The organism is Methanospirillum hungatei, assembly GCF_020216685.1.
GTDB lineage: Archaea > Halobacteriota > Methanomicrobia > Methanomicrobiales > Methanospirillaceae > Methanospirillum > Methanospirillum hungatei_B.
Genome location: NZ_JAIWNS010000254.1, coordinates 1 through 5,264 on the forward strand (window position 1 = coordinate 1; position 5,264 = coordinate 5,264).

The following is a 5,264-nucleotide window of genomic DNA, read 5'->3' on the forward strand; positions in this document are numbered from 1 at the left end:
TGGCACGCATTCTTACATTACAAGGAGAGGATGTTACCGTTCTGGAGCAGGAGAGACGGCCAGGGGGATTGTGCAGATCCCAAACGACAAAGGGCTTTACCTTTGATACCGGAGGATCGCATATTATCTTTTCAAGGGATATCGAGGTTTTATCGTTTATTCACGATGTACTTGGTGAAAACAGGGCTGAACGGGTTCGAAATACCAAGATCCTCTATAAGGGAAGATATGTGAAATACCCCTTTGAAAATGCACTCTCGGAACTTCCAAAAGAAGACTGTTACACATGCCTCCATGAGTTTATAAAAACCCTCATCGCTTCGGAGAAAGGGGAATATCAAAATCCGCAGAACTTTGAGGAGTGGATAGTACAGACCTTTGGGAGAGGGATTGCCGATGCATATCTGATCCCCTACAACACCAAAATATGGAACTATCCCCCGCATCTTATGTCGGCGCATTGGATGGAGGGAAGAGTTCCCCGGCCACCTGTTGAGGACATCATCAAGTCTGCGGTCGGAATAGAGACCGAAGGCTATACCCATCAGGCAGTATTCTCATACCCGGTGACCGGCGGGATTGAGGCGCTGATTCATGCCATGGCGGCCCCTGTCAAAGAGAACATTCTCACCGGATTTCAGGTCAGCTCAATATCCGGACAAGAGGGTCAGTATGTGGTTTCGGATGGAACCCGAACTCTGACAGCAGACCGGATAATCAGCACCATCCCCCTTCAGAATCTCATCCCATGTCTGGATGGTATTCCCGATGAGGTGAGAAAAGCAGTCGCTGACCTGAAATATAACTCGGTTATGGCAATTGGGATCGGAATACAAGGGATAGTTCCCCCGTATTCATGGGCATATATTCCGGATGCCGGTGCCTCTCTTGCGAACCGGATCTCATTTCCCTCCAACTTTTCAGATACTACTGCCCCTGAAGGGTGCTCCTCAATCCTTGCCGAGATCACCTACAACGAAGGTGATGAGATATCCCGCATGACTGATGCAGACGTTACGGATCATATCATCTCTTCACTCTCTTCTCTTGGTCTTTTCACGATGGACAGGATCATTGCCACACAAATAACGCGAAATAAATTTGCATATGTGGTGTATGATCTTGATTATATCAGAAATATCACCATAATCAGGGAACACTTCAAAAACCGCGGCATCCCCCTGGTCGGCCGGTTTTCACAGTTTGAGTATCTGAATATGGACGGTATCATCCGTTCAGTTCTGAATTTCGTACAAGGACAGACATGAAGATCAATTTTGTCGTGGAAGACATGTTTGTCTTCAAGTATATCGGATGCGCAACCGTTGCACGAACCATATACCGTGGCCTGAAAAAGCAGAATGGTATCAACCTTACCTGGGAGCGGTACAGGTTTCATGCAGACATCTCACATTACCATACGTTCGGACCGATTGCCCTCCTCAACCGCCGGCTGGCATCAGGTAAAAAGATACTGACCGCTCATTCAACTCCCCGGGTAAATATCGGGAACCTGGCTCTTAGCAGGACGATTAACAAAAGATACCCCGACATTTACCGGAAATTTGATCACATCATCACCATCTCCGAGGCCTGTGAAAAGGAAGTACAGGAGATGGTCCCCGACGTTCCGGTCACGAGAATACCAAACGGAATCGACCGGGATTACTTCTCCCCGTCACCTGAAAAGCGGGAGGCATTCAGGGATATGTGGGGGATTACACCCGAAGAGCAGGTTGTCCTGACGGTGGCGCAGATAAGTCCGAGAAAAGGGATCTATGATTTTATGACACTTGCGTCAAAGAATCCGGATACTCGCTTTATCTGGGTCGGAGGTTTTCCATACGGGTTGTTATCCAAAGATTACCTCAAAATAAAAATGATGATGCAACATAAACCGAAAAATGTCCTTTTCACCGGTTTTGTCCGTGATATTGCAGAGGCATATTGTGCAGCAGATGTCTTTATGATGCCAACCTATGCCGAAACATTCGGGCTTGCCGTTCTTGAAGCGCAGTCCTGTGGTCTCCCGGTGATTGCACGCGACATCCCAGAATTCCATGAGGTTTACCAGGACTCGGTGCGTTATTTCAGAACACCTGATGATGCTCATGCAGAACTGTCAGATGAGAAGACGTTGCATGCCTGTGCAGCACGGGCACGAGAATACTCAGCAAAGTATGATATAAAGCAGGTCTGCAAAGACCATCTTTCCCTGTACGAAGAACTGGTAACATCATGATATCCATAGTAATCCCCTCGTTTAATGAAGAAGAGCGTATTGAACGGTGCCTCGCATCTCTGGCACAGCAGGATTTTCCCCGGCAGGAGTATGAGATCATCGTGGTCGACGGTGGTTCAAAAGATAAGACCCGCGAAATTGCTGAAAAGTATGCAGATCTTGTTTTCATCCAGACCAGCCCGAAAGTGGGAGGGGCGAGAAATGACGGGGCATTACGCGCCAGGGGAGAGATAATCGCAACAACTGACGCCGACACGATCCTCCCGCCCAACTGGCTGAGCAGGATAAGACAGGACTTTCTGGACCCGGAGGTAGTCATGCTCTACGGACCGGTAAGACCGATTGAGGCGACGATAAAAAACCGGTTTTATCTCTTTCTTGCCAACAGCTTTGCCCATATAGGGTACCTGACCGGGACAATACTCTTCACCCTGGGATGTAACAGTGCATTCAGGGCAGAATCATTTAAAAAGGCCGGTATGTACCGGGTTTCAGATGCCGGCGATGACCTTGAGATCGCCCACCGGATGAGAAGAATTGGAAAGGTGAAATTTGATCGGAAACTGTTCGTGAGTTTTTCGATGCGGAGGTATGATCAGTTTGGTGCCCTCAAGTCGATTTATGAGTGGTTTTATATCGTCTTTCATGGTGGAGATGTTGAAAAATACCAGTATACCAAACGGGAATACCGGTGAATGAGATTATAAAACGAGAGTTAATAAACTGGCATAAACAACTGATAATTACAGGTTCACGATACTATTGCACTCCCTGGCAGGCACCCCATGTTTGAGACAAGAAAAAGTCCCCTGACGGAGATACTCGTCGTTGAAGATGATGACATTATAGCAACCCTTATCGAGAGATTTCTTATTCAACGTGAGTATGTCGTCTGTGCCAAGGTCGCCACCGGAGAAGATGCACTCTATAAGACGGCTGAACATCTTCCTGATCTTGTTCTTATGGATATCAATCTTGCAGGAAAGATAGATGGAATCACGGCAACCAAGTTCATCACAGCCATTTTTCACATACCGGTCATCTTTCTGTCAGGTCAGGATGATGAAACCACCCTTGAACGGGCGACCCTGGCTGAACCGGCCAGTTTTATCATCAAACCATTTAATGCAAAAGACCTCTACTCAAACATTGAGATCGCGCTGCACAATGATCGAATCCTGAAGAGGTCAAAAGATTACAAAGGAGGGAAGATCCGTCGGATTGCACGTGCAGCCCTATCAGAGCTGGATGCATATTTCATCCTTGACAAACGAGGGAGAATTGTATTTATCAATCCCTATGGGGAACACCTGTTAAATGTGCACCGGAATGACATTATCTTAAAGCCAATCGGGAAATACCTCACCTTTTACGATACCAGGCAGAATACTGTATTTACCGATACTTTTCAGGATGTCATCCGTGAAAGCCTGGTGCTTGGGGTGAGGCAGCATATTGCCGTAAAGATGAGTGATAATTCATTCAGGCATGTCGTCCTCCAGTCAACTTCTATCAGGGATTCTGAAAATGAAACCATCGGGATGATTGTCAGGATGCATATGAAGACAAAAAGTGAGATATGAATACCTTCATTAGTGATGAGCTATAACATATACTGGCACTTCTGGTCCCGGTAGGGTAGTGGATATCCTAGAAGCCTGCGGAGCTTTTGACCTGGGTTCAAGTCCCAGCCGGGACGTCAGAGCGATTAATTCGCCTTTTTCTTTTATAATTCTTTGATTTTTTCGATCATTATCTTTTTACAGTGCAGATTTTACCGTCTTTGGATTTCGTATTTATTAAACTGGATATAGATATTCTTTGAATTCTTCCAGGGTAATTGTGTTCGCTTTCACAAATCCTGCATCTTAAAGATTTTTGGGAACCCGATATTTTATCAGATTCTTATCTGAAGTAATAAACAAATCGCATCCATATGCAAGAGCGTATCCCAGATGAAAAATAAAGAGATATGATGTTTTTGTTGATGACATTCTCACCAATGCTCAAATGAAATTATATCGATTATCTCTGGATAAAATATCCAGACTCCTTCAAATAATGGCTCAATGGAATTTGGATTTTGATGATGCTTATCAGATGTCAATTTGTGAAGTTTATCCGTGTGATTTGGTAAGTTATGACCGTGACTTTGACAGAACTCAAATTGGTCGGACAATACCTGAAAAGATCATGTATCAGGAGTAATCAAATAAAAAATTTATTTATTTAGTTTTTTTCTAACCAGACGTGCCTGCAGACCATAATACATGGAATACCCGATAGCATCAGTCTGATCAACGGTTGTCGAATCAAATGAAGCGACATCGATTGAATAGAACGAATCAGGAGAGGAACGACCAAGCACGGTCACTGATCCCTTGAATAACCGGACATCAACCGTCCCGTTTACCCGCTTTTGGGTGGTGTCAATAAAGGCATTCAGGGCATCCCAGAGAGGCTCATAAATCAGACCATAATAGGCAAGCTGTGCCCACTTGGCATCAACACTCTGCTTGAATGCATACTCTTCACGGGTGAGGACAAGACGCTCTAAATCTGCATGTGCCGTCAGCAGAACATTCGCAGCCGGGTGTTCATAAATCTCCCGTGCCTTGATACCAAGCACACGGTTCTCCATCATATCATTCCGGCCGATACCATGAGCTCCTGCAATCTGGCCCACCGTGCGGATAAGGTCTGCACCTTTCATCCTTTTTCCGTCAAGAGCCACCGGGATACCAGCTTCAAAGGTAATTGAAAGGACCTGTGGTTCATCTGGTGCTTTCAGGGGAGAGACCGTCCAGGCATAAATCTCCTCCGGTGGATGAAATGCCGGATCCTCAAGCTTCCCACCTTCAATAGAACGGCTCCAGAGATTCTCATCAACAGACCAGGGTTTCTCCTTGTCAACCGGAACTGGTATTCCATGCTGTTCTGCATATCCAATCTCCCACTCACGGGTCATGTTGCGTTCCCGGATAGGAGCAATAACTTCAAGATCTGCTGCACGGAAGACCAC

At 45.9% G+C, this 5,264-nt stretch carries 5 protein-coding genes and 1 tRNA gene; 5 read left to right on the forward strand and 1 reads right to left on the reverse strand.

What is annotated here, in order from left to right:
• The 5 genes from LDL35_RS14300 to LDL35_RS14320 all read left to right on the forward strand — a co-directional run.
• Positions 1-1,268 (forward strand): NAD(P)/FAD-dependent oxidoreductase (locus LDL35_RS14300; protein WP_304023652.1); only part of this gene is annotated, 1,268 nt, incomplete at its 5' end.
• A complete protein-coding gene (locus tag LDL35_RS14305) occupies positions 1,265-2,242 on the forward strand; it encodes a glycosyltransferase family 4 protein (protein WP_304023655.1) in 978 nt (325 codons plus the stop codon). The genes LDL35_RS14300 and LDL35_RS14305, both read left to right, overlap by 4 nt.
• Positions 2,239-2,937, forward strand: a complete 699-nt coding sequence (locus LDL35_RS14310) for a glycosyltransferase family 2 protein (RefSeq protein ID WP_304023657.1) — start codon at positions 2,239-2,241, stop codon at positions 2,935-2,937. Before LDL35_RS14305 ends, LDL35_RS14310 begins: the two co-directional genes overlap by 4 nt.
• A gap of 90 nt (positions 2,938-3,027) precedes the next feature.
• Positions 3,028-3,825, forward strand: coding sequence for a response regulator (locus LDL35_RS14315; RefSeq protein WP_304023659.1), 798 nt, complete (start codon positions 3,028-3,030; stop codon positions 3,823-3,825).
• Between the two features lie 44 nt (positions 3,826-3,869).
• Positions 3,870-3,941 (forward strand) — tRNA-Arg (locus LDL35_RS14320).
• 522 nt (positions 3,942-4,463) lie between these two features.
• Here the strand turns inward: LDL35_RS14320 and argG are convergent.
• Positions 4,464-5,264, reverse strand: an 801-nt coding sequence (gene argG, locus LDL35_RS14325) for an argininosuccinate synthase (RefSeq protein ID WP_304023662.1), incomplete at its 5' end; no start/stop codon positions are given.